At 68.3% G+C, this 622-nt stretch carries 1 protein-coding gene; it reads right to left on the reverse strand.

Translation table 11 applies throughout. From position 1 onward, the window contains the following. The coding region (locus tag Q7A36_RS40585; RefSeq protein WP_305109456.1) for an IS110 family transposase at positions 1 to 594 on the reverse strand (594 nt) is incomplete at its 3' end. Positions 595 to 622: the final 28 nt, after the last annotated feature.

Here is a 622-nt window from a genome sequence, read left to right on the forward strand (position 1 = left end):
GCGTTCCGGCGCCCTGCGCAATTCGGGCTTGAAGCCGCGGATGCCGAGCCGCGCCAGGGCGCCTTTCATGCGGTTGACGATGCGAGTGCGTTCGCCAACCAGGCTCTCACGCTCGCGGCTTGGCCGCTTGGCGTCCTCTTCCTCGGGCGAGGGCACCGCGACCATCCCGCAGTGCCCCCGCTCGCCACGCAGCCAGCCCAGGAACACCCGCATCAACATCGCCGTGTCGAGCCGGTCAGTCTTCGCCCGCTTGTGCTCGCGCGAGATCGCCACGCTGGTCGGATGAATGACATGCACCTCGATCCCGCGCGAGCGCAGCCACCGCGCCAGCCAGAAGCCGTCGCGTCCCGCCTCATACGCGACCGCGATCCGGGTCACCCTGCGTCCGGCCCTGGCCTCTTCCTCCTGCCAACGCCCCAGCAGTCGGAGTAAGGCTTGCTCGTCCGGATCCAGCTTCTTCAACGGCTGGCGCTCGACGCCTGGAACGGTCCCCGCAACCAGCCAGCTCGACTGGCTCAACTCGAGCACGGCGACCAGCGTGCTGTCCTGCTCGAGCGGGACAAGGGACCTGCTGAGGTCGTTCGGCTGGGGCATGGACCTACTCCATGGGTTGGTGATAGCG

It is taken from the genome of Paracraurococcus lichenis (assembly GCF_030657435.1).
Lineage (GTDB): Bacteria > Pseudomonadota > Alphaproteobacteria > Acetobacterales > Acetobacteraceae > Paracraurococcus > Paracraurococcus lichenis.